We start from the raw sequence: 21,112 nt of genomic DNA on the forward strand, positions 1-21,112 counted from the left end.
CGGCCGTTCCCGGCGGCGCGGGTGCGGGCATGGATGAGGCCGCGGACGCGGAAAAGCCTGTGGGCGCCGATGAGCCTGTGGGCGCGGCCGGCGGGTAGGCGGCCTGCCGCGGTGCCACGACCGGGTAGGGCGCCTGTGGTTGGGATGACAGCGGCGTCGGACCGGTCCGGGGCCCGGTCGCGGGGACCGGGCGGGCGGAGATCGGGAAACCACCGGTGAACGGGTCGGTGTAGCCGCCGGCGGGCGCGGCGGGCCGCGGCGAGCCACCGACGCGCACCGAGTCCGAAGGCGGGCCGTCCCACTCCTGCTGGCCGCCCGCCGTCTGCTGGCCACCCCGTGTCTGCTGACCAGCCAACGCCTGCTGACCAGCCAACGCCTGTTGGCCACCTGGCCCAGGCCGACCACCGACCGCCGGCGGGCCAGCCCGGTCGACGTCGGCGCCCGGTCGGGCGTGCGCGGCGGCCGGCCCGGTGCCCACGGGTGCGGGCGGCGCCGGTGGTGACATCGACGGCAGGTTGGTCATCGGCCGGGAGCCGGTCGGCGGGGCCGCGTCGACCGGGGGCGTCACGGAGATCGCCGAAGGGCCACCGCCGGCCCGCGGCGCCGGACCGTCCCAGGTGCTGGTGACATCGAAGGGATCGGCGCGGTGCGGCGGCCCGGCGGGCGGCACCGCGGCGGCGGTCTGCGGCGCGGGGGACTGCGGCGCGGGTGACTGCGGCGGCCAAGGGGTCGGAGCGAAGGACGCCGGGGGCGGCGCGGCGGAGGGGCGGGGCTCGGGCTCGCCGACCCGCTCGACGGCGAAGAAGTCGTCGTCACGGCGCGGCGGAGCTGGCACGACCGGCCCGTTGATGTCGGCATCGTGGGTCGTCACCGGGCTGTCACCCGCCGCTGGGCGCGGGTGGCCGGGACGGGGGACAGACGGCCCTCGGGTCCCTTCGCGGGGCTACGGTGCATGGTCATCGGGCGGCATCTCCTGCCCCCCAGATCAGCACGATGTGGGCAGCCATCGTGTGGACGTGCATTGTCGGAACCGTGTCGTCGCAACCCGCACCCAGCCAGATCAGTCGGTCGGGAGCAGCGCCGCTCGGAGAGGTGAGATCCCGGCATGCGGCACCGTGCACCACCTCGCCGTGACCGTGTGGCTATGCGTGATGGACGTCCTACCGTATGGCCGACAAGAAAGCAATAGCTCTCTGGTTGGTCGCCCATGAGCCCGGAAGAATATGTGGTAATAGCTCCGTCTGACCACTGTACACGGGTTGCGGTCATCGTTTGTCACGGCAGGCGGCGTACATCTCGCGCACGATCCGCCGCGACGACTCCGACTGGACGCTGGCGTTGAACCGCTTGTACTCCTCCTCCGTGTAGGTGGACTCCAATTTGTCCAGCGTGCAGGTGCAGTAGCCCTCGTTGCCGTTGCTGACGTCCAGGCAGGAGCTGAGGTACGCCTCACGGACGTCCTTGGTGTAATGGCCCTTGCCGGCTGCCGTGGCGCCCGCGGACGACCCGCCGTCCGAGCCGCCCCCGCCGAGGGCGAGGAATCCCGCGACGCCAAGGCCCACGCAGACCAGCACAACGATGGCCGCGATCAGCAGCGGGGGACGCTCGCGCGCCTGCCGGAGGAACCCACCGACCCGACCTGCCAGCCCGCCCGCGGCGGCCTGGCGGTCCACCGCCGGCGCCGGCCTGCGCGGTCCCGCCGGCGCCCAGCCGGGCTTGGGCTCGGCGCCGAGCTCCCTGTCGCGGTCGAGTCCCCTGGCGCCGGCGAGCTCCCTGTCGCGGTCGGGCTCGTCGTCGAGGTCGTCATCCCAGTGCGCCACGCCGGCCGCCCGCGCCGGGGGGGCGCCCACGCCCCCCGCCGCGGAGAAGCGACGGATCTCGCCCGTCGAGTCGGAGTCGCCCCAGCCCCCAGGGACGCCGGCGGGCCCGGCCGCCCCGGAGCCGGCGACGCCCGCCGGGGTCACCCCGGTGGCCGCCGTCGGGGCGGTCACGTGGGGCGGGGTGCTCGAGTCATGCGGATCTGCCGCCGGCGCGGTGCCCGTCAGCGCCCACCGGCCGAACTGCCCGGTGCCGCTGTAGGACGCCAGTTCGCCCGTCACCGCACCGCCGGCAGCAGCCGAGTCGGCACCACCGCTCCCGCCGAGGCCACCCGCCGAACTCGCACCACCGGTCGTGCGGGCGTCACCGGTCAGGCCGGCACCAGTCGACGAGCCGGCACCAGCCGGCGGATCGGCCGCGACGGACCCGTCGGGACGGGATGCTCCCGGCCGGAACTCGTGCCGCACCACGGCTGGAGATCCGAGCGCCGCGGGCCGCGCCGGGGCGGCGGCGCCACGCCCATCGCCCGGCGAACCGGCCGCGTCAGGGCCACCGCCCGGACCTGGGCGAGCCGGCAGGCCCGCCGTCGCGGCACTGGGGATGCCGCCGGTGCGCGCATCCCCGCCGCCGGGCGGGACGGCGTCGACGGTACCGCCCGCCCGCCCCTGTGCCGCCGCACCGGACCCGGCCGTCTGCGCCCGCGCCGCATCGCCGCCGGAGCTGGCCGGCGGCACGGCAGATGACGGCTGCCAGGTCTGGGCGGCTTCATCCCAGAGGTAGGCGCCGTCATCGCTGACCCAGCGGCCGTGCTCGTCGAGGCGCATCTGTCGTCCTTCGTGCCGGAGACGGACGCTCCCAGGGTGCCATGTCCACCGCCGGTCGGGATCGGCCGGGTACCGCCGCCACCGTCGGGGCATGGACTGTTCTGCCTGAGTCGGGTATCGGCTCACCGCGCGGCCGATCGCCCGCCGGGACGGCCGCGGCCACCACGGGCGGCAGCGGACCCGGGCCGGTCAGGAGGCGGCGGTCACCATGATCTCGGCCTTCTGGAACTCCTTGAGGGTCGCGTACCCCGTCGTCGCCATCGCGGTCCGCAGGCCCCCGGCCAGGTTGAGCAGGCCCGTTCCGGTGGCCGCGCCGGGCCCTGTGACGATCTGCGCCAGGGTGCCCGTCGGGGTGACCGGCGCCCACCGGCCGCGCGGCAGATCGGAGTGCAGCACGTCCATCGGCCACATCCCGCCCTGCCCCGGCGCGTCGTGTGCGGCGGCGAGCGCCGCGTCGACCATGACCGCGTCGGCGCCGCAGGCGATCGCCTTCGCGACGTCACCGCCCGTCTGCAGGTCGCCATGGGCGACGACGTGGACGTAGCGGCCGCCCGACTCGTCGAGGTAGCGCATCCGGGCTCCCGCGGCATCCGCGATCGCCGTGGCGAGCGGGACTCCGACACCGAGCACGTCATGGGTCCGGTCGCCCAGCCCCGAGCCGACGCCGACGATGACCCCGGCGGCGCCGGTCCGCATCAGGTGCAGGGCGGTCGAGAACGACGCGCACCCACCGACCAGCACCGGGATGTCCAGCTCGCCGATGAACTGCTTGAGGTTGAGGGGCTCGCTGCGTCGGGACTGGTGCTCGGCCGACACCGCCGTGCCGTGAATGACCAGCAGGTCGACGCCGGCCGCCAGCACGTACCGGCTCAGCGCCCGGACCTTCTGCGGGCGCAGCGCCGCGGCGACGACCACCCCGGCGTCGCGCAGCTCGCCGAGACGCTGCGTGATGAGCTCCGGACGCACCGGGGACTCGTACAGCGCGCGCAGCCGTTCGGTCGCCGACTGCGGGCCCTCCTTGGCGCCGATCTCACTGAGTTCGGCGATGTGGTTCTCGGGCTGCTCGTACCGGGTCCACAGCCCCTCGACGTGCAGGACGCCGAGCCCGCCGAGCCGGCCGAGCGCGATCGCCGACTCCGGCGAGGTGACGGCGTCGGCGGCGGCCGCCACCAGCGGCAGGTCGAAGCGGTAGGCGTCGATCTCCCAGGCCAGTGAGACGTCCTGCGGGTCACGGGTCCGACGCGACGGGACGATGCCGACGGCGTCGAGACCGTACGCGACCCGCGCGTTCTTGCCGATACCGATCTCGACCTCTGCCACTGCTGGCGCCTCCTGGTTGGGCCGGCGGCCTCGCGCCGGCCGGACACTGACGTACCTGCTGCATCGCCCGCGCCGCCCCGCCACCCCACCGCCCGGGTGGCCGCTGCCGGCCGCGGCCTGCCGGGCCCACCACCGACCGGAGCCGGGACCGCCGCCGGCCGGGCCCTGCCTCACCGCCGATCGGCACGCCGGATCACCGGCGCCCGGGACGACCAGGGGCGACGGCGGGCGGGACCGCGGTCGACCCGCCTCGGGACGGCCTCGACCGGGGCCGGGATGGACACGGTGCCACGATCGGCCGGAGCCGGGCCACCTCCGCCGCGCGGGTGCGACGGACGGTCGCCGGACGGGCCGTGCCACCACCACGGGCAGGCACGGCGCGTCCCCAGGTCAGCGCCCGGAGTTGTAGTTCGGCGCCTCGACGGTCATCTGGATGTCGTGCGGATGGCTCTCGACCAGGCCGGCGGAGGTGATCCGGATCAGCTGCGCATCGTCCTGCAGCCGCCGGATGGTCGGCGAGCCGGTGTACCCCATCGCGGCCCGCAGCCCGCCGACGAGCTGGTGCGCCACGGCCGCGAGCGGGCCGCGGTAGGGCACCTGGCCCTCGACGCCCTCCGGGACGAGCTTGTCGTCGGAGAGCACGTCGTCCTGGAAGTAGCGGTCCTTCGAGTAGGAACGAGCCCCGCCCCGGCTACGCATCGCGGCGAGCGACCCCATGCCGCGGTAAGCCTTGTACTGCTTGCCGTTGATGAAGATCAGCTCACCCGGGCTCTCGTCGACGCCGGCGAGCAGGCTGCCCAGCATGACCGTGTCCGCCCCGACCGCGATGGCCTTCGCGATGTCGCCGGAGTACTGCAGGCCACCGTCCCCGATCACCGGCACGCCGTGCTCGCGGGCGACCCGGGACGCCTCGTAGATCGCCGTCACCTGGGGAACGCCGACCCCGGAGACCACCCGGGTGGTGCAGATCGAACCGGGACCCACGCCGACCTTGATCGCGTCCGCGCCCGCGGCGATGAGCGCCGCCGCGCCCGCGCCGGTCGCGACGTTGCCGCCGATCACGTCCAGCGGCCGGCCGTTGGCCCCGGTCGGGATGTCGGTCTTGATCCGGCGGACCATGTCGGGCACCGCCCGCTGGTGGCCGTGGGCGGTGTCCACGATGAGGAAGTCGACCCCCGCCGCGACGAGGACCTGGGCCCGCTTGTAGGCGTCCTCGCCCACCCCGATCGCGGCGCCGACCATCAGCCGGCCGTCGGCGTCCTTGGTGGCGTGCGGGTACTGCTCACGCTTGGTGAAGTCCTTGACCGTGATCAGTCCGCGCAGCCGGCCCTGGTCGTCGACGATCGGCAGCTTCTCGATCTTGTGGCGGTGCAGCAGCCCCAGCGCGTCATCGGGCGACACGCCGACGGGCGCGGTGATCAGCGGCATCGGCGTCATGACGTCGGACACCCGGCGGGAGTAGTCCCGCTCGAAGCGGATGTCGCGGTTGGTCACGATGCCGACGAGCCGGCCGTCCGGCTCGGTCACCGGTACACCCGAGATGCGGTAGCGCGCCATGAGCACGTTCGCGTCCTCGAGGGTGGCCTCCGCCCCGCAGGTCACCGGCGCGGTGATCATCCCGGACTCGGACCGCTTCACCATGTCGACCTGCTGCGCCTGCTCGTCGATCGAGAGGTTGCGGTGCAGCACCCCGACGCCGCCCTGGCGCGCCATCGCGATCGCCATCCGCGCCTCGGTCACCGTGTCCATCGCGGAGGACACCAGGGGCACGGCGAGGGAGATCGAACGCGACAGCCGGGTCGTGGTGTCGGCCTCGGCGGGCACGAGATCGGAGGCCGCCGGCAGCAGCAGGACGTCGTCGAAGGTCAGGCCCAGCATCGCCAGCTTCGGCGGCACCGGCGCCGCATCGGCTCCCAGCAGGTCCACCTGGGAATCGGTCGAGCCGCCCACTGACGTCGCGCGAGCCGACGCGAGGGGAGCCGACGTGGAGTGATCGGTGGCGACGGGAGCGTTCATGGCACCTTCCGTTCCGCGTTGACCGGTGCCGCGGCGCTGGGGACCCGCCCGGCGGCCACGGCCCCGCCGGGCGCCTGGTGGGCAGCCGGCCCGGCCGCCCACCAGGCGAAACGGGGCATCGACCCGTTGCCGGCGAGCCGGTCGCCGGGTGGCGGCATGTACACCATCGTAGAGGTCGGCGGCGCTTATGGGCGGTTGCGGCGTGACGGAGATCGCGGCGGACCCGCCGGAAGCACGGGGAGCGTGGGGACTTCCGCCGGCCAGCCGGCACCACGTGGGTTGAGCAACAGGAGACGGACCTACACGGACCTGTCCACAAGCACCGCACAACGGTGCCGAGACTCCTGATCGGGACCACTAAGCAGTCCGGGCAAGCGTAGCGTGGTCGACGTGAGCGACGAGCCTGTCGACCCCTTCGCGGGTGACCCCGAGGATCCGGCCGCCGAGCTCGCGCGCCTCGACTCCGTCGACGACCTCGACCTGCTCGAACCGCTGTCCTTGCACGAGCGGGAAGAGGTCCTCGCCGAGCTGGGAGACCTCGACGTCTTCCGCACGCTGCTCGAGCCGCGCGGCTACCGCGGCCTCGTCGTCGACTGCGAGGGCTGCGCCGAGCCCCACTACTTCGACTGGGAACTGCTTGCCGGCAACCTGCGCAACCTCCTCAACGAGGGGCGGACGCGCGTCCACGAGCCGGCCTTCTCTCCTGATCCGTCGTGCTATGTGAGCTGGGAGTACGCCCGCGGCTTCGCCGACGGCGTCTACGAGGCATCCGCCGCCTCGGAGGCAGACTCCCGCTGAGCGCCCGGCCGCGTCCCGGCCGGCGCAGGAGCTCCGCGGGCGGAGTTGGAGGCCGCCCGCGGCCCAGGCCGCGCCATCGGGGCGCCTGGGTTTCACTGCGCCGTCGCCCGCCCCCGCCCACCGCTGCCGCGGGCGTTGCGGCGGCGTGCCCCTGACGCGCCGCTGGGCCGCCGCGGCTCGCCTGCGCCGTACGGGCCCCCTCCCCGGGAAGATCCCATGGGCTGTCTGAGCCCCTGGAGCCGTCGGCCGAGGCGGTCGCGCCGGGCTCTGGGCGCCGTCCCAGCGGCGCCGCCCGCCCCGTCGGCGCGCCGCCACTACGACTTTCGGGCCAGGCCGGACTGTCCTTTCCCGGACAGTTCGAGCCGGCGACCGGCACCACCCCCGCTCATTGGCACGTCCCTGCCAGCCGGGGCCGACCTGCCACGCTTCCCGCACACCCGATCGTGGTCGTCCTGTTCGTCCGGTGATGCTCGCCCGCGCCGGGGATCGGCCGGCGCGCGGTAGGCCCGCGGCGACCCCAAATCCGGCGCCCACCTGCGATGTTCCGGCATGGCCGTGTGACCAGGCGATCGCCGGGGTAGGCGAATCACCGTCCACGAAGTTATCTGCCGGATCCACGGACTCGACGTCCCTCCCGGCCCGGGACCCGTCCGGGCAGCCGGTCGCACCGATCGGGAGGGGTCGGCCCGGCCGCGGAACTGCCGGACGGCCCGTGGACCCGCGCCGCGTCCGGGCGGGGCTGTGCCAGCTCGGCACACCGGACCTGACGGCAGACGGCGCGGGGTCGCCCGGGTGAATTTTTCAAGATCACCGAGAGGGTGACCAGTACTACGGTGAGCCCGCGGCGCTTGCCGCTCAGGTCGAAAGGGGGGCTCAGGCCGATGACCGACGTCCGACGACTTCCAGGGCCCGGCGCGGAGAAGTGGGAGTGGCAGCTGCATGGCGCGTGCCGCGGGGAGAGCACCGAACTCTTCTTCCACCCGGAGGGCGAACGCGGACCGGCCCGGGCCGCCCGCGAGGCCGCGGCCAAGGCGATCTGCGCCCGGTGCCCGGTCATTCGCGCCTGCGGGGAGTACGCACTGACCGCCCGGGAGCCCTACGGCGTCTGGGGCGGGCTCAGCGAGTCGGAACGGGAGGCGATTCTCACCGGCCGCTCGCGGCGGGGGGCGGCTCGCCGCGTCCCCGCCCGGCCGGGGCTCGCACCGGCCTGCTGACCCGCCCGGCGGTCGGGTGCCGACATGGCCGGACTTCCGATCCCGGTCGTGCCGATCACCCGCGACGGGTGAGCGGGCCCGGGGCCCTGTTCCACCCAGCCTTTCGGGTGGCGCGCGGCGGCAGCCGTCGCCCACCGGACAGCCCGCCGCCGGACAGGTGCCCGGGACGACGACGGCCCGGTCGGGCCCCTGAACGGGGTCCGGCCGGGCCGCTTCGCTGTCGCGGGCGGGGCGCCGGCTGGAGTGTCGCCCGGCCGGGCCCCGCTGGACGGCTCAGGTCAGAAACCGGGGCCCTGCGGGTGGCTGTGCCCGTGCCCGTGGCCGTGGGCGTGGGCGTGGTCGCCTTCCGACTCCGCCGGCTTCTCGACGACGAGACCCTCGGTGGTGATGAGCAGCGCCGCGATCGACGCGGCGTTCGCCACCGCCGAACGGGTGACCTTGACCGGGTCGACGACGCCGGCCGCGATCAGGTCGGTGTACTCGCCGGTCGCCGCGTTGTAACCGTGGCGCGGCTCGAGATCCTTGACCTTGGCGACGATGACCGCGCCCTCCAGGCCCGCGTTGCGCGCGATCCAGGACAGCGGGGCGTCGAGGGCGGAGCGCACGATCCGGACGCCGGCGAGCTCGTCCCCGGTACGGCCGAGGCCGTCGTCGAGGACGGAGGTGACGTGCGCCAGCGCGGCGCCGCCGCCGGCGACGATGCCCTCCTCGATCGCCGCGCGGGTGGCCGACACGGCGTCCTCGAGGCGGTGCTTCTTCTCCTTGAGCTCCACCTCGGTGGCGGCACCCACGCGGATGACCGCGACCCCGCCGGCGAGCTTGGCGAGCCGCTCCTGGAGCTTCTCGCGGTCCCAGTCGGAGTCGCTGGTCTCGATCTCCGCCTTGAGCTGGCGCACCCGATCGTCGACCGCGTCGGCCTCACCGCCGCCGTCGACGATGGTGGTGGTGTCCTTGTCCACCACGACGCGCCGGGCCCGACCGAGGTCGGCGAGGGTCACCGCGTCGAGTGTGAGCCCGACCTCACCGGCCACCACCTGGCCGCCGGTGAGCACGGCGATGTCCTGCAGCATCGCCTTGCGGCGATCCCCGAATCCGGGCGCCTTCACCGCGACGACCTGGAAGGTCTTGCGGATCGAGTTCACGACCAGGGTGGACAGCGCCTCGCCCTCGACGTCCTCGGCGATGATCAGCAGCGGCTTGCGCTCCTGCACGACCTGCTCCAGGACGGGCAGGAGCTCGTTCAGTGCCGCGATCTTGCCGGGGTAGAGCAGGACGTAGGCGTCCTCGAGGACGGCCTCCTGCGAGTCGGCGTCCGTGACGAAGTACGGCGAGATGTAGCCCTTGTCGAACTGCATCCCCTCGGTCAGCTCGAGGTCCAGCCCGAGGGTCTGGCTCTCCTCGACCGTGATGACGCCGTCCTTGCCGATCTTGTCGATCGCCTCGGCGATCAGCTCCCCGACCCGAGTGTCCTGGGCGGAGATGGCGGCGACCTGGGCGATCGTCTCCCTGGAGCTGACCTCGATCGCCTGCTCCAGCAGGGCGGCGGAGACGGCCTCGACGGCGGCCTCGATGCCCAGCTTCAGCGACAGCGGCGCGGCCCCGGCAGTCACCTGCTTGAGGCCGAAGCGGACCATCCCCTGGGCGAGCACCGTCGCCGTGGTGGTGCCGTCACCGGCGACGTCGTTGGTCTTGGTGGCGACTTCCTTGGCAAGCTGGGCGCCCAGGTTCTCGTACGGGTCGGCCAGCTCGATCTCCCGCGCGATCGTCACCCCGTCGTTGGTGATCGTCGCCGCGCCGTAGGACTTGTCGATGACGACGTTGCGCCCACGCGGGCCGATCGTCACCTTGACCGCGTCGGCCAGCGCGTTCACCCCGCGCTCGAGCGCGTGGCGGGCGTCCTCGTTGAACGTGAGAATTTTCGGCATACCTGGTTGTCCTCCCGACACCGATGACCGGTGGAAAACCGCAAGAGCGCGCCCCGCCGACGGGCCCGGCGGAAACCGGGCGGCCACCAGCGGGGCGCGCCCCTTGCGTTGCTACCGGCGAGCGGTCTACTTCTCGATGATCGCGAGGACGTCGCGAGCGGAGAGCACCAGGTACTCCTCGCCCGAGTACTTGACCTCGGTGCCGCCGTACTTGCTGTAGAGCACCACGTCGCCGACCTTGACGTCGAGCGGGACGCGCTTGCCGTCCTCGAACCGACCCGGACCGACCGCGAGGACGGTGCCCTCCTGGGGCTTCTCCTTGGCCGTGTCCGGGATCACGATGCCGGACGCGGTGGTCTGCTCGGCGTCGGACGGCTGTACGACGATGCGGTCCTCGAGAGGCTTGATAGCAACCTTGGTGGCGGTCGTCACGATCGACCTCCCCCTTCCTGCGCTGGATGAGAGAGCGACCCTGGCGGCCTGCCGTCGCGGGTGAACAGGCGCCTGTTGTCGCTGGCACTCTCACGTGCCGAGTGCCAACTTAGCACCCGCACCACACACGTCAACCAACAAGGTCGGATCTGTCAAGACGGCCGGGAGCCGGGCACCGCCCGCCCGGCCGCGCCGGCCGCGCGAACCCGCCCGGCCCGTTCCCGGCGCGCGGCCGCGCAACCGGCCCCGACCACCTTCGGCCACGAGGGATGGGACCCGGACATGATTTGGATGTGGGAGGCCAGGGCGACGCCCGGCCGCCTGGAAGACCTGCGGGACTGGGCGATCGACGCCCTCGCCGGACGCGAGGGTGAGGTATATCTCAGCCGCCAACCGGGGGGCGACCTCGTCGTGGTGATCCTCCGACTGCCCGATGCGCCGCCGGCCGACGCGGACGCGGTGACCGCCGCCCACGTCGACCCCGCCAGCACCATCGAGGGGCCAGCCGCGGCCCCGCTGCCCGCGCCACCCGACGGGTTGGTCGCCGGTGCCCCGCAGGCCTGGCCGTTCCATCAGATCCACCCGCCCCGCTGAGCCCGGAGCCACCCGCAGCCGGGACCCACCCGCAAGCTGAGGTCCATTCGCGGCCCGGGTCCATTCGCCGTGCCGAACGCGGTCAGCCGGCGGCGCCCGCCCGCTCGGCGCGGTCGCCGCCCGCGGCGTAGTCATCGCCCGGAGGGCACCCGGTGGCATCGTGCGCCTCGATCTCCCGCCGGGCCGCGTCGCAGGCGGCCGCGCCATGGGTGGGATCGACGGCCAGCAGGCGCGCGGCGATCCGGCGCAGCAGCTCGACGAACCGCTCCCTCTCGGCCGGCTCGAGCCCGGCCAGCACGTGCTGGTCGACGAGGCGGCGGTCCTCCTGGGTCGCCGCGTAGAGCCGCGCACCCTGTGCGGTCGCGGTGATGATGCGGGCGCGCCGGTCGGCCGGGTCGGGGTGGCGCTCGACCAGGCCCGCCCGTTCGAGATCGTCGACGATGCGCACCATCACCGTCCGGTCGATGCCGAACCGGCGGGCCACCTCGATCTGGTTGCGCGCCTCGCCGCCGACGGCGGCGCCGAGGACGTGCAGCGCGCGCAGGCCACCCGGCAGCTCGCCGACCGCGGCGGCGGAGGCCGCGAGGTAGCCGTACTGCACCTGGCCCAGCAGCCAGCCCAGGTCCTGTCCGAGGTCGTCGGGCAGGACGTCGGCTTCGGCCTCGCGCTCCGCGGGCGCTGCGGCGTCGCTCACTCGTCCAGGGTACCCGTCCCAGTCAGAGCAATCTCTCTTCAGATAGGTGCGTGCAGAGACGATTTATGTATCAGATAGTCTCTATACAGATCTTCGCGACGAAAGAAGATCTCAAGATCTGATGACCGTGGAACTACGGAGGCCCCGCAATGCCCCACCTGCTGCACGTCGACGCGAGCCTGGCCCAGGAGGGCTCGACCTCCCGGTCACTGGCCGCCGCCTTCATCGACGCCTGGCGCGCCGCCCGCCCCGAGGGCACCGTCACCTACCGCGATCTAGCCCTCACGCCCCCGCCGCACCTGGACTGGGCCACGCTGTCGGCGGGCTTCACCCCGCCCGAGCAGCACACCCCTGAGCAGGCCGAGGGCGTCAAGCTGCGCGAGGAGCTGATCGTCGAGCTGGAGGCGGCCGACGAACTCCTGCTGTCGCTGCCGATGTACAACTACTCGGTGCCGTCGGCCTTCAAGGCGTGGGTGGACCAGGTGATCCTGATCGGGCGCACCGTGCGTCAGCCACCGGAGCAGTCGGTGCTCGCCGGTCGCCGCGTCACCGTCATCGCCACCCAGGGCGGTTCGTACGCGGTGGGCACTCCCAAGGAGGGCTGGGACCACCAGCTCCCCTTCGTCGCTCATGTCCTCGAGTCGCTCGGGGCGACCGACGTCGAGCTGATCCGGGTGGAGATGACGCTCGCCCCGGTCACCCCGGCGCTGGCCGACTTCACCGACCTCTACGAGCGCAGCCGGGCCGCCGGCGAGGCCACCGCTCGGGCACGGGCGGCGGCCTGAGTCACCGCGACTGGCCGGGGGCGCCCGCGCGAGCCGGTGGTCACGGCTCCAGGCGCACCCGGCCGGGCAGCGCCCGTTCGACCTCGTCGAGCAGCGTGGCGTACCCGACCGTGTCGATCGGTCGGGCCCGCATGACGTAGGCGTCGCCGCCGGAGGGCTGGTAGTAGCCGCGGCGCACGCCGATGTCGACGAAGCCGAGCCGGCTGTACAGCGCCCGCGCGGCGTGGTTGTCGGTGCGGACCTCCAGCCCGCAGGACCGGGCCCCGGCCTGGCGCGCGTAGCGCAGCAGGGCGATCATCAGCCGGGCGCCGATGCCACGGCCTCGTATCCGGGGCACGACGCCGACGGTCTGGATGTAGGCGCCGTCGTCGGCGAGCGCCAGCCCCGCGTAGCCGACGATCGCCGCCAGGTCGTGCTCGGCCACCCCCTGCGGCCGCCACAGCGCGGTCAGGTAGCGCCGCCGGTCGCCTTGGGCCAGTTCGGACCAGAACAGCTCCGCGGTCCAGGGGTCGGTGGCGAAGACGGTCGGCTCCAGCTCGGCGACGGTCGCGACGTGCCACCAGCGCATCGGGGCGAGCACCAGGTCCTGGTCCAAATCCTGGTCCTGGTCCTGGTCCTGGTCCTGGTCCGGTTCGGTCGGCGCGCCGTGGGGGTGCGGCCGCGTCACGCCCTAACCGGCTTCGGCACGTGCGGTTCGGCCGCGTCCGGTCGCCGCAGGTAGAGCGGGGCGAGAACGCCGGGGACGCGACCGGCCAGCAGGTCCGCCCCGGCGAGGCCGACGAGCAGCTCCGGGCGCGGGTAGCCACCCTCCGGCGTGCCCGCGCCGTCGCCCGCGTCCGCCGCGTCGTCGGCGACGGCTGCGAACCCGGCGAACGGCTCCGGGTACAGCGCCCGGCCGGGTCCGGTGACGGCGTCGACGCCGAGCTCCCGCAACGTCTGCGCGACCTGCGCCGGACGGCCCACGGCGGGATCGCCCACCCGCACCCCGGCGACGTAGCGGGCCCAGTAGACCTCGCGGCGGCGGGCGTCGGTGACCACGCCGACCGAGCCGGCCGTGGCCGCGCCGATCCCATCGAGCGAGCAGACGCCGTGCACCGGGATGTCCAGCGCGTCCGCGAATGCCGCGGCGGTCACCATGCCGACCCGCAGGCTGGTGAACGGGCCGGGACCGGCCCCCACGACGACGGCCGCGAGGTCCGTCGGCCGCGCGCCCGCCTCGTCGAGGACGGCGCGCATCGACGGCGCGAGCAGTTCCCCGTGGCGGCGGGCATCGACGGTGACCACGCTTCCCCGGGGCCAGACGTGCACGCCCGGGCCGGCGGGACCGCCGCCCGCCGTGCTCACCGGCCGCGCGGTATCGGACGCCGTCAGCTCGGCGAGCGCCACCGCGCACGCGGCCGTGGATGTGTCGAGGGCCAGCACCAGCACTCGTCCAGACTACGGACCGCCGTATCGGCCACGACGGGTACCCACCCCACCGCGGCCCGGCGCAGGCGGTGCGGTCAGTCCGCGGCGAGGTCGCGCAGCCGACGCACCCAGCTCGGGCCGGTGGCGACGAGGCGGACCGTCCTGGTCTCGCCGGCCTCGTCGGCGGTGGGCCGGGTGAGCACGATCTCCAGATGGTCCTGGGCGAGCCCCTCCACCAGCCCGGCGCCCCACTCGACGACGGTCACCGAGCTGTCGGCGTCGGCGTCGAGGTCGAGGTCGTCGACCTCGGCCACCCCGCCGAGCCGGTAGGCGTCCACATGCACGAGCGGGATCCGGCCGTCCGGGTAGATCCGCGCGAGCACGAACGTCGGTGAGGTGACCGTCTCGCGCACGCCGAGCCCGGCGGCGATTCCCTGGGTGAGCACCGTCTTGCCCGCGCCGAGCGGGCCGGAGAGCACAAGCAGGTCGCCGGGGCGCAGCAACGCCGCCAACCGGGCGCCGAAGTCCCGCATCCGGTCGGCCGTGGGTACGACGACCACGTCGCGCTGCCGTGCGGCGTTCACGCCCATCGCCTCCTCGCTCGCACCCCGCCGGACTCGAACCCCGCCGGACTCGAACCCCGCCAGTTCCCTCCGCCCGGGTCAGCCGGTCAGGCGGCCGTCCCGCCGGCGTCGCGGTCCGCGACCGCCGCCCGCTCGGCCGGCGGCGCGCCGTCCGCGGCGGCGCCGACCGAGGCGGGCGGGAGTCCCGCCCGCGACCGCGGCAGCGGCAGCGGGACCTCGGCGAGGGACCGCTGCACCAGCCTGCGGATCGCGGCGTTCACCACCTCGGGCCGCTCCAACATGATGGCGTGGCCCGCGTCCTCCTCGACGACCAGCTCCGCCTCGGGCAGGATCTCGGCGATTGTCCGGCTGTGCGTTACCGGGGTGATCAGGTCGGCGTCGCCGACGACCAGCACGGTGGGGATCCCGACGAGTCGGGCGGCGGCGGCCAGCCGGTCGTTGTCGAGCAGGGTGGGCAGGAACGCGGCGATGACCGCGACCGAGGTGTCCGAGACCATCGTCTCGAGGAAGGTGACGACCGACGGCGGCAGGTCGGTGGCGCCGAACCCGATCCGCCGGGTCACCTCCCACGACATGTCGCTGCCCCGGCCGCGAACCCGCTCCAGCAGGCCCGAGGTGCGCCGCATGCCGACGGCGATGCCGGGCAGCACCCGGCGCACCACCGCCGTCGCCAGGGCGGGCAGCCCGAGGGTCACCTGGGCCAGCTCGGATGCGCTGGTCGACAGCAGCGCCACCCCGATGATCTGGTCGTCGAAGAGCTCGGGATGGGCGTCGGCCAGGCCCAGGACCGCCATGCCGCCCATCGAGTGGCCGATCAGGATGATCGGCCCGCCGGGCGCCCGCTCGCGGATCACCCGGTAGAGGTCGTCGGCGAGCACGTCGATGGTGCAGTTGCCGACCTCGGACGGCCCGGAGCGCCCGTGTGCGCGCTGGTCGAAGAAGACCATCCGGCCGAGATCCGAAAGGGCCCGGTGCTGCAGGACCCAGCACTCGGCGGACACGCAGAACCCGTGGACGAACACCAGCGTCAGCGGCGCGTCCTTCGGACCGGTCTCCTCGACGTACAGGGGCACGCCGTCGGCCGCGATCACCGTGGCGACCCGGCCGCCGATCGGCCCCAGGCCGGGCTGCGGCGGGGCGTCCGGCCGGTTGCGGCGGCGGCGGATCGCCCGCCGCTCGGCGACCAGGCCGGCCGCGACTGCCGCGCCGACCACACCGACCGATCCCGTGGCGGCCCGCGCCGCCCGGGACCCCGCGAACGGGCCCACGGTCCTCACCATCGGTGCTCCCTCCTCCGGGCTGCCCTGAACCGATGATGCACCGCTTGGGCGCCAGGAGCAGGCGTCACGTGACGCACGCGTAACCACGCTCCGGCCCCGGCGGGTCGGGGCGTGGTTACGCGCGGGAGCCCGCGACGATCAGGCGAAGCCGGGCATCGGGAAGCCGCTGACCAGCTCGGTGACCTGCTCGCGCACGCGGCCGATCGTCGCGGTGTCGCCGGCGCCGGCGGCCTTGACGACATCGTCGATCCAGCCGGCCAGCACCGGCATGTGCGCCGTGGTCAGGCCTCGGGTGGTGATCGCCGCGGTGCCGAGCCGGATGCCGGAGGGGTCGAACGGCTTGCGCTTGTCGAAGGGCACCGCGTTGTAGTTCAGCTCGATCCCCGCGGCGTCGAGCGCTTTCGCCGCAGGCTTTCCGCCGATGTCCTTGCCGGTGAGGTCGATGAGGATGAGGTGGTTGTCGGTGCCCCCGGTGACCAGGTCGAACCCGCGCTCCACCAGCGCCTCGGCGAGGGCGCGGGCGTTCGCCACGACCGCGTGGGCGTAGTCGCTGAACGCGGGCGTCGCCGCCTCCCGCAGGGCGACCGCGATGGCCGCCGTGGTGTGGTTGTGCGGGCCCCCCTGCAGACCGGGGAAGACCGCCTTGTCCAGCGCTGTGGCGTGCTCGGCGTCGGAGAGAAGCATGGCCCCGCGCGGGCCGCGCAGCGTCTTGTGCGTGGTGGTCGAGATCACCGGGGCGTGGCCGACCGGGGAGGGGTGGGCACCGCCGGCGATCAGCCCGGCGATGTGCGCGATGTCGGCGACGAGCACCGCCCCCACCTCGCGCGCGATCTCGGCGAAGGCCGGGAAGTCGATCGTCCGCGGGATCGCCGTCCCACCACAGAAGATGATCTTCGGCCGTTCGGCGCGGGCGAGGTCGCGCACCTCGTCCAGGTCGATCCGGCCGGTGTCCGCGCGCAGGCCGTAGCGGACGCTGCGGAACCACTTGCCGGTCGCGGACACGCTCCAGCCGTGCGTCAGGTGGCCGCCCATCGGCAGCGCCAGCCCCATGATCGTGTCACCGGGCTGGGCGAAGGCGAGGTAGACCGCCAGGTTCGCGGGCGAGCCGGAGTACGGCTGGACGTTGGCGTGCTCGACGCCGAACAGCGCCTTGGCCCGGTCGACGGCCAGCGTCTCGATCGGGTCGACGACCTGCTGGCCCTCGTAGTAGCGCCGGCCGACGTACCCCTCGGAGTACTTGTTGGTCAGGACGGACCCGGACGCCTCCAGCACCGCGGTGGAGACGTAGTTCTCCGAGGCGATCAGTCTGATCGACGCGTGCTGGCGGGCGGCCTCGGCCTCGACGAGCCCGGCGAGCTCGGGATCGGCGACGGTGAGCTCGGGAAGCGGGGGATTATGCATGCTGACCTCCGGCAGGTCTCATCCAGCCGGAGGCCCCCAGACGCGCGGCACCGATCCGCTCATCGCTCCCCGGTGGTCAGTTCCACCTCTGTGCGCCAGTCGCGACTCCCAGCCCATTCTAGCCACCAAGCGACCCGCGTCCCACCGAGTCGGACGGACGGCCGCTGACGGGACCATCGGCCCTGGGCGGGCCGGCTTCGCGGGGCGGTGCCATGCCGGGCCCCGTGGTTTGGCGGTCTGCTGGCCGACGGCACGGCCGGGTCACATCCGGGCCGCCAGGCCGGGCCGGGCCGGGCACCGTCCCTTACCGTGGAACGAGGCCGGGACGCCCGGCCGACCGGTGGGTGTTTCGTTGCGGAGGCGGAAATCGTGAAGCTGTCGTGGCGCAGGAGCAGGGACATGCCGGTGAACGCCGGTCGCGGCCTGACCGGCCCGGAGCGGGCCGCCGCGCTCGCGATGATCGACGAGTCCGAGCCGGAGCCGGAGCCCGCCGAGGCGGCGCCGGCCGCTCCCGGCCCGGTCATGCTGACGCTGACGACCCGCTCCAAGATCGAGCAGGCCGAGCGGGACGCCACCGAGGCCGCCGCCCGCCCGGTGCGCCGCCGGATCGAGCGCGGCGCACTCGGCGGCAGCACCCCCACCGGCGGCGGCTGCTCCTCCGGCGGCTGCGGCTGATCCCGCCGCCGGCCCTTTCGTCCCGGGCCGGCTGGTCCCGGCAGGTCCCGACGCCCGTCGACGGGCGCGAGAACCGGCCTGGCCGTCGCCTCGGACGCTAGAGGTAGACGCGCGGGACGCGCCCGCCGATCCGGGTGACGATCTCGTAGTTGATGGTGCCCAGCGCCGCGGCCCAGTCGTCCGCGGTCGGCTCCCCGCGGTCGCCCGGACCGAACAGCACCGCCTCGTCGCCCGCGACCACCTCGTCGTCCCCGACGTCGAGGACGAACTGGTCCATGCAGACGGTGCCGGCGATGCGCCGCCGGCGGCCGCCGAACAGCACCTCCCCGGTGTTCGTGGCGGCCCGGGGGATGCCGTCTGCGTAGCCCAGCGGTACCAGGGCGAGCGTCGTCTCCCGCGCCGTGGTGTAGCGGTGGGCATAGGACACACCCGTGCCGGCCGGCACCCGCTTGACCAGCGCGGCATGGCTGACCAACGTCATCGCCGGCCGCAGGCCGAACTGCGCGGACGTGCCGACCTCCGGGCCGGGCGAGAGCCCGTAGACGGACACCCCGGGCCGCACCAGGTCGAAATGGGCCTCGGGGCTGACCAGGGTGGCCGCGGAGTTCGCCAGATGCCGCACGGTCGGTGTCAGCCCTGCCTTCTCCGCGATGTCGACGGCGTCCCGGAACGCCCCGATCTGGGCCTGCACCGTCGGGTGCCCGGGGGCGTCGGCGAACGCGAAGTGACTCCACACCCCGAACGCCTCGATCACGCCCTCGGCCTGCAGCGCCGCGGCCAGGTCACACAATCCCGGCCAGTCGCCGGGCATCGCCCCCGCCCGGCCGAGGCCGGTGTCCGCCTTGAGGTGCACCCGGGCCGGCCGGCCGGCCTGCCGCGCGGCCGCCGCGATCTCCGTGAGGGTCCAGGGCGCGGACGCCGACACGTCGATGCCGGCCACGATCGCCTCGGCGAAACGCTCGCCGGGCGTGGCGAGCCAGCACAGCACCGGCACGGTGATCCCGGCCGCGCGCAGCGCGAGCGCCTCCTCCAGGACCGCCGTGCCGAGCCAGCTCGCCCCTCCGTCGAGTGCGGCCCGGGCGCAGGGGATCATGCCGTGGCCGTACCCGTCGGCCTTCACGACGGCCATGGTGGCGGCGTCGCCGGCGCGGGCCGCGAGAGCGGCCACCGAGTCACGGACCGCGTCGAGCTCGACCGCGGCATACGTTCGGGGTTCGCTCCTGGCCGACGCCTCGGTCCCCTGCACGGTCATGGTGGTCACGCTACCCGCTGTGACCGCCGCCCGGAGCCAGCAAGTCGGTGATGACCCGGGTCAGCAGGTCGGGCAGGTCGCCGGCGGCGAGCGGCACGGCGGCCCGCTCGGCGGCGCGGCCGTGCAGGTACGCCCCGACGGCCCCGGCACCGGCGGCGGGCAGCCCGGCGGCGAGCAGCGAGCCGATCAGGCCGGTCAGGACGTCTCCGGTGCCGGCGGTGCCCAGCCACCCGGAACCGTTCGTGTTCACCCAGGCCACCCCGGCCGGTTCCACGATCAGGGTGCGGGTGCCCTTGAGCAGGATCACCACACCGGTCGCCGCGGCGGCCCGCCGGACAGTGGCGAGGCGGTCGGCGGCAAGGTCATCCGCCGTGCGGGCGGGATCCCAACCCAGGGCGGCCGCGGTGAACCGGCCGAACTCGCCCTCGTGCGGGGTGACGAGAACCGGCGCGCCCCGCCCGCGCAGCGCCGCGGAATCGGCCGCGAGGATCTCCGCCAGCGGGTCGATGGCGCCCGCGTCGACCACGACCGGCAGGTCGGTCCCGAGCAGTGCGGCCACCAGCTCCCGGACCGGCGGCCCCGGGTCCAGACCCGGGCCGATCGCCCAGGCCTGGACCCGGCCGGCGGCGAGCATGGCCACGCGGTCCCCCGCCCGGATGGCGGTCACCACCGCCTCGGGGTGCGCCAGCCGGACGAAGTCCCCCGCCCGGCTGGCGACCACCTTCCCTGACCCGTCGGCGGTCGCGTCGGCGTCAGGCGCCTCGGGCACGGCATGGCCCGCGGGCACGGCATGGCCCTCGGTCACCACCCGCAGGTAGCCGGCGCCACCGCGCAGCGCCCCGCCGACCGCGAGCACGGCGGCGCCCGGGTAGGCGTCGCTGCCCGCGACAAGGCCGAGGACCCCCCGGCGATACTTGGACGACTCCGGGCCCGGCACCGGGAACATCGCGGCGATGTCGGCGTCGTCGAGCGCCCGCAGGTCCGGCTCGGGCAGTTCCAGGCCGATGTCGACCAGCTCCACGGGTCCGGTGTGAGCAGCGCCCGGCATCAGCCACAGGCCACGCTTGTAGGTGCCGAACGTGACGGTGGCACTGGCCCGCACGGCGGCGCCGGTGACGGCGCCGGTGTCCGCGTCGACGCCGCTGGGGACGTCGACCGCCACGGTGCGCTCGGGGGGCGCGAGGGCCGCCAGCCGGGCGTGGTCCGCCCGCAGGCCGCCGCGGCCACCGATGCCGAGCAACCCGTCCAGGACGAGGTCGGCCTGGCCGAACAACCCGCGCAGCGTCTCGTCGTCGGGGGCCGGGGCGGGGCCGTGCAACCTGCCACCGGCGGCGAGCAGGGCGGCGCTGCCCTCCGGGTGGGCACGGCCGGGTGCGACCGCATCGACCCGGGCGCCCCGCGCGGCCAGGCGCGCGCCGGCCCACAGGGCGTCGCCGCCGTTGTCACCGCCCCCGGCGAGCACGACGATCCGGGCGCCATAGACCCGGCCGAGGCGGCGGGCGACATGGGCAACCAGCCCGTACACCGCGCGTTGCATGAGGGTGCCGGGCGGCAACGAGGCGAGCAGCACCGCCTCGGCGTCCCGGATCTGGGTGACCGTGTGCGCGTTCCGCATGCCGCCATGCTGCCCCGCGCCGAGCGGCCGATGCCGCAGGATCCCCGAGGCCACGCAGGCCGGCACGCCCGGGAGGCTGGCCGCGGGTGATCGCCGGTCAGCTCTCGGCGACGACCATCGCGATGGCTACCCCGCCATCGTGGGTGAGGGACAGATGCCAGGAGGCGATGTCGAGCCGCGCCGCCGCGGCTGCCACGGTGCCGCGGATCCGCAGCGACGGCCGCCCACCCGAGCCCAGGACGACCTCGGCGTCGTGCCACTCCAGGCCGGGCGGCGCCCCGAGCACCTTCGCCACGGCCTCCTTCGCCGCGAACCGGGCGGCCAGCCGCTCCGGTCGGGCCAGGCCGCGTTCCGCCGGGGTGAACAGGCGCATCGCGATGCCCGGCGTTCGGGACAGCGTCGCGGCGAAGCGGTCTACGTCCACCACGTCGACGCCGACACCCACCACCGCCATCGGGCAAGCGTCCCATACCGGCGC

At 74.4% G+C, this 21,112-nt stretch carries 20 protein-coding genes, 1 pseudogene and 1 riboswitch; of the genes and pseudogenes, 5 read left to right on the plus strand and 16 right to left on the minus strand.

Going from position 1 to position 21,112, the window contains the following annotated elements; translation table 11 throughout:
* The 5 genes and pseudogenes from FRAQA3DRAFT_RS36140 to FRAQA3DRAFT_RS35215 all read right to left on the minus strand — a co-directional run.
* Window positions 1-871, minus strand: a pseudogene (locus tag FRAQA3DRAFT_RS36140) (hypothetical protein); the annotation flags it as partial.
* Window positions 872-1,265: 394 nt separating this feature from the next.
* Window positions 1,266-2,642 carry a hypothetical protein gene (locus tag FRAQA3DRAFT_RS17975; RefSeq protein WP_009740472.1) on the minus strand — a complete coding sequence of 459 codons (1,377 nt, stop codon included), beginning with the start codon at window positions 2,640-2,642 and terminating at the stop codon, window positions 1,266-1,268.
* Between the two features lie 189 nt (window positions 2,643-2,831).
* Complete coding sequence (locus FRAQA3DRAFT_RS17980; RefSeq protein ID WP_009740473.1) at window positions 2,832-3,962, minus strand: GuaB3 family IMP dehydrogenase-related protein; 1,131 nt, start codon at window positions 3,960-3,962, stop codon at window positions 2,832-2,834.
* 390 nt (window positions 3,963-4,352) lie between these two features.
* Window positions 4,353-5,840: an IMP dehydrogenase gene (guaB, locus tag FRAQA3DRAFT_RS17985; RefSeq protein WP_232292136.1), complete on the minus strand. Its 1,488-nt coding sequence runs from the start codon at window positions 5,838-5,840 to the stop codon at window positions 4,353-4,355.
* A 134-nt stretch (window positions 5,841-5,974) separates the two neighbouring features.
* A complete protein-coding gene (locus FRAQA3DRAFT_RS35215) occupies window positions 5,975-6,136 on the minus strand; it encodes a hypothetical protein (protein WP_157467462.1) in 162 nt (53 codons plus the stop codon).
* 223 nt (window positions 6,137-6,359) lie between these two features.
* On the opposite strand from FRAQA3DRAFT_RS35215, the gene FRAQA3DRAFT_RS17990 reads away from it, so the two are divergent.
* On the plus strand, window positions 6,360-6,776 hold the full coding sequence (locus FRAQA3DRAFT_RS17990) for a DUF5319 domain-containing protein (RefSeq protein WP_009740476.1): 417 nt from the start codon (window positions 6,360-6,362) through the stop codon (window positions 6,774-6,776).
* Between the two features lie 881 nt (window positions 6,777-7,657).
* Window positions 7,658-7,990, plus strand: coding sequence for a WhiB family transcriptional regulator (locus tag FRAQA3DRAFT_RS17995; RefSeq protein ID WP_009740477.1), 333 nt, complete (start codon window positions 7,658-7,660; stop codon window positions 7,988-7,990).
* A gap of 278 nt (window positions 7,991-8,268) precedes the next feature.
* Here FRAQA3DRAFT_RS17995 and groL read toward each other — a convergent pair whose 3' ends face one another.
* Together groL and groES are read right to left on the minus strand one after the other, a co-directional pair.
* On the minus strand, window positions 8,269-9,915 hold the full coding sequence (groL, locus tag FRAQA3DRAFT_RS18000) for a chaperonin GroEL (RefSeq protein ID WP_009740478.1): 1,647 nt from the start codon (window positions 9,913-9,915) through the stop codon (window positions 8,269-8,271).
* A 126-nt stretch (window positions 9,916-10,041) separates the two neighbouring features.
* Window positions 10,042-10,350, minus strand: coding sequence for a co-chaperone GroES (gene groES / locus FRAQA3DRAFT_RS18005; RefSeq protein ID WP_035921112.1), 309 nt, complete (start codon window positions 10,348-10,350; stop codon window positions 10,042-10,044).
* A gap of 288 nt (window positions 10,351-10,638) precedes the next feature.
* On the opposite strand from groES, the gene FRAQA3DRAFT_RS18010 reads away from it, so the two are divergent.
* Window positions 10,639-10,941 carry a hypothetical protein gene (locus FRAQA3DRAFT_RS18010; protein ID WP_157467464.1) on the plus strand — a complete coding sequence of 101 codons (303 nt, stop codon included), beginning with the start codon at window positions 10,639-10,641 and terminating at the stop codon, window positions 10,939-10,941.
* A gap of 82 nt (window positions 10,942-11,023) precedes the next feature.
* Here the strand turns inward: FRAQA3DRAFT_RS18010 and FRAQA3DRAFT_RS18015 are convergent, their stop codons facing one another.
* Complete coding sequence (locus FRAQA3DRAFT_RS18015; protein ID WP_009740481.1) at window positions 11,024-11,635, minus strand: MarR family winged helix-turn-helix transcriptional regulator; 612 nt, start codon at window positions 11,633-11,635, stop codon at window positions 11,024-11,026.
* A gap of 149 nt (window positions 11,636-11,784) precedes the next feature.
* Here FRAQA3DRAFT_RS18015 and FRAQA3DRAFT_RS18020 point away from each other — a divergent pair, with 149 nt between their 5' ends.
* Window positions 11,785-12,420: an FMN-dependent NADH-azoreductase gene (locus FRAQA3DRAFT_RS18020; RefSeq protein ID WP_009740482.1), complete on the plus strand. Its 636-nt coding sequence runs from the start codon at window positions 11,785-11,787 to the stop codon at window positions 12,418-12,420.
* 40 nt (window positions 12,421-12,460) lie between these two features.
* Here FRAQA3DRAFT_RS18020 and rimI read toward each other — a convergent pair whose 3' ends face one another.
* The 5 genes from rimI to glyA all read right to left on the minus strand — a co-directional run bounded on the left by rimI (window position 12,461) and on the right by glyA (window position 17,092).
* Window positions 12,461-13,087: a ribosomal protein S18-alanine N-acetyltransferase gene (gene rimI, locus FRAQA3DRAFT_RS18025; protein WP_009740483.1), complete on the minus strand. Its 627-nt coding sequence runs from the start codon at window positions 13,085-13,087 to the stop codon at window positions 12,461-12,463.
* Window positions 13,084-13,848, minus strand: a complete 765-nt coding sequence (gene tsaB, locus FRAQA3DRAFT_RS18030; protein ID WP_035921114.1) for a tRNA (adenosine(37)-N6)-threonylcarbamoyltransferase complex dimerization subunit type 1 TsaB — start codon at window positions 13,846-13,848, stop codon at window positions 13,084-13,086. The genes rimI and tsaB overlap by 4 nt, the downstream gene beginning before the upstream one ends.
* A 74-nt stretch (window positions 13,849-13,922) precedes the next feature.
* Window positions 13,923-14,417, minus strand: coding sequence for a tRNA (adenosine(37)-N6)-threonylcarbamoyltransferase complex ATPase subunit type 1 TsaE (gene tsaE / locus FRAQA3DRAFT_RS18035; protein WP_369809368.1), 495 nt, complete (start codon window positions 14,415-14,417; stop codon window positions 13,923-13,925).
* A gap of 80 nt (window positions 14,418-14,497) precedes the next feature.
* Complete coding sequence (locus tag FRAQA3DRAFT_RS18040) at window positions 14,498-15,691, minus strand: alpha/beta fold hydrolase (protein ID WP_009740486.1); 1,194 nt, start codon at window positions 15,689-15,691, stop codon at window positions 14,498-14,500.
* A 138-nt stretch (window positions 15,692-15,829) separates the two neighbouring features.
* The gene (gene glyA, locus FRAQA3DRAFT_RS18045) at window positions 15,830-17,092 is read right to left on the minus strand and encodes a serine hydroxymethyltransferase (protein ID WP_009740487.1); all 1,263 of its coding nucleotides are present in this window, start codon (window positions 17,090-17,092) and stop codon (window positions 15,830-15,832) included.
* Window positions 17,093-17,119: 27 nt separating this feature from the next.
* Window positions 17,120-17,205, minus strand: a riboswitch (ZMP/ZTP riboswitch).
* A 286-nt stretch (window positions 17,206-17,491) separates the two neighbouring features.
* On the opposite strand from glyA, the gene FRAQA3DRAFT_RS18050 reads away from it, so the two are divergent.
* A complete protein-coding gene (locus FRAQA3DRAFT_RS18050; protein WP_009740488.1) occupies window positions 17,492-17,767 on the plus strand; it encodes a hypothetical protein in 276 nt (91 codons plus the stop codon).
* A 97-nt stretch (window positions 17,768-17,864) separates the two neighbouring features.
* On the opposite strand, the gene alr is transcribed toward FRAQA3DRAFT_RS18050, so the two are convergent.
* The 3 genes from alr to FRAQA3DRAFT_RS18065 form a co-directional block, all read right to left on the minus strand.
* Entirely contained in the window at window positions 17,865-19,019 is a 1,155-nt protein-coding gene (gene alr, locus FRAQA3DRAFT_RS18055) for an alanine racemase (RefSeq protein WP_009740489.1), read from the minus strand.
* A 10-nt stretch (window positions 19,020-19,029) separates the two neighbouring features.
* Entirely contained in the window at window positions 19,030-20,634 is a 1,605-nt protein-coding gene (locus FRAQA3DRAFT_RS18060) for an NAD(P)H-hydrate dehydratase (RefSeq protein ID WP_035923067.1), read from the minus strand.
* 97 nt (window positions 20,635-20,731) lie between these two features.
* Window positions 20,732-21,088, minus strand: coding sequence for a holo-ACP synthase (locus tag FRAQA3DRAFT_RS18065; RefSeq protein ID WP_009740491.1), 357 nt, complete (start codon window positions 21,086-21,088; stop codon window positions 20,732-20,734).
* Between the last annotated feature and the right edge of the window lie 24 nt (window positions 21,089-21,112).

The sequence above is a fragment of the Frankia sp. QA3 genome, from assembly GCF_000262465.1.
Lineage (GTDB): Bacteria > Actinomycetota > Actinomycetes > Frankiales > Frankiaceae > Frankia.

Coding starts and splice junctions, on each gene's coding strand:
- tsaE (WP_369809368.1), bottom strand. CDS start 14,417: ATGGGCGTGAACGCCGCACGGCAGCGCGACGTGGTCGTCGTACCCACG.
- groL (WP_009740478.1), bottom strand. CDS start 9,915: ATGCCGAAAATTCTCACGTTCAACGAGGACGCCCGCCACGCGCTCGAG.
- FRAQA3DRAFT_RS18040 (WP_009740486.1), bottom strand. CDS start 15,691: ATGGTGAGGACCGTGGGCCCGTTCGCGGGGTCCCGGGCGGCGCGGGCC.
- FRAQA3DRAFT_RS35215 (WP_157467462.1), bottom strand. CDS start 6,136: ATGCCGCCACCCGGCGACCGGCTCGCCGGCAACGGGTCGATGCCCCGT.
- FRAQA3DRAFT_RS18065 (WP_009740491.1), bottom strand. CDS start 21,088: ATGGCGGTGGTGGGTGTCGGCGTCGACGTGGTGGACGTAGACCGCTTC.
- FRAQA3DRAFT_RS18020 (WP_009740482.1), top strand. CDS start 11,785: ATGCCCCACCTGCTGCACGTCGACGCGAGCCTGGCCCAGGAGGGCTCG.
- glyA (WP_009740487.1), bottom strand. CDS start 17,092: ATGCATAATCCCCCGCTTCCCGAGCTCACCGTCGCCGATCCCGAGCTC.
- FRAQA3DRAFT_RS17975 (WP_009740472.1), bottom strand. CDS start 2,642: ATGCGCCTCGACGAGCACGGCCGCTGGGTCAGCGATGACGGCGCCTAC.
- FRAQA3DRAFT_RS18060 (WP_035923067.1), bottom strand. CDS start 20,634: ATGCGGAACGCGCACACGGTCACCCAGATCCGGGACGCCGAGGCGGTG.
- FRAQA3DRAFT_RS18050 (WP_009740488.1), top strand. CDS start 17,492: ATGCCGGTGAACGCCGGTCGCGGCCTGACCGGCCCGGAGCGGGCCGCC.
- alr (WP_009740489.1), bottom strand. CDS start 19,019: ATGACCGTGCAGGGGACCGAGGCGTCGGCCAGGAGCGAACCCCGAACG.
- FRAQA3DRAFT_RS17995 (WP_009740477.1), top strand. CDS start 7,658: ATGACCGACGTCCGACGACTTCCAGGGCCCGGCGCGGAGAAGTGGGAG.
- guaB (WP_232292136.1), bottom strand. CDS start 5,840: ATGCTGGGCCTGACCTTCGACGACGTCCTGCTGCTGCCGGCGGCCTCC.
- FRAQA3DRAFT_RS18010 (WP_157467464.1), top strand. CDS start 10,639: ATGTGGGAGGCCAGGGCGACGCCCGGCCGCCTGGAAGACCTGCGGGAC.